Below are 1,077 nucleotides of genomic sequence, written 5' to 3'. Positions count from 1 at the left end.
ACAGTTGAATGACGGTGCGGCAGTTACTGATTACAAGTACGACTCTTACGGCAACATCATCCAGAAGACCCTCCCTGCCAACGGCAAGGGACAGCGCATGTGGTACAAGTACCGCTATGAGCCGGAAATGAACATGTATGTGGAGCGTATTGACGATGCGTGGGGCTACCGCAGCGAGCAAGGCAATTTTGACTATCGCTATGGTATAGCCAAGGAGCATCGTGACCTCAACAACTTCTACTACGAGACTGATGTTGACGACCTCGGTCGCATTACTGGCGTGCGTGGTCCTAACGAGTTGGCTACGGGTGTGCCTTATGCCATCGCCTTTGAATATCAGCCTTGGGCTACCTTTGGTGAGAGTGGCATTACCGCTCCTGCATACGCCGTGACCAAGCACTACGACATCCAGCACCCTAACGATGACTTGGAGACCGTTACGTTCGTTGACGGTTTCGGAAGAGCCGTGCAGGTAAAGAAGGACGGTGTTGTGACAAGTGCATCCAAGGGAAACTCTGCCAAGGACGAGAATGTGATGATAGTCAGCGGAAGAAACATGTATGATGCTTTCGGACGTGTGGCAAAGTCTTTCTATCCTACAACGGAAGGAACTGGATCGAAGTCCACGTTCAGCAAGTCATTTGACAATGTATCTCCAACGGTTACTGTTTATGACGTGCTCGACCGTGCTACCTCAGTGACATTGCCGGACAACTCTACGACAACTACGGCCTATACTGTTGACAACGGCAGTCATGCACTTGTTACAACCGTAACAGACGCACTCCATAATGTGCAGGCTACCCATACCAATGGCAGTGGCAAGACCTTAAAGACCATCCAGAAGAGCGGACCTGACGGTGAGATTACCACATCGTTTGAGTATGACGGCATACAGCGTCTTGTTCGTGTTACCGACACGGAGGGCAATGTGACGACCTCTACTTACGACATGGGTGACCGCCGTACCGAGGTGAACCATCCTGCAAGCGGCATCACAAGTTTCACTTATGATGCTCTCGGCAATGTGCTGACCAAGCAGACTGCCAACCTTGCAAAGGAAGGCAAGTTCATCAC

The 1,077-nt window shown here is 51.1% G+C and carries 1 pseudogene; it reads left to right on the top strand.

Annotated features, from left to right (window positions below):
- Positions 1–1,077: pseudogene (locus DXD25_RS17285) on the top strand (type IV secretion protein Rhs); the annotation flags it as partial.

This window comes from Prevotella sp. TF12-30 (assembly GCF_003436715.1).
Lineage (GTDB): Bacteria > Bacteroidota > Bacteroidia > Bacteroidales > Bacteroidaceae > Prevotella > Prevotella copri_A.
This window is presented reverse-complemented; position numbering and strand designations above follow the sequence as displayed.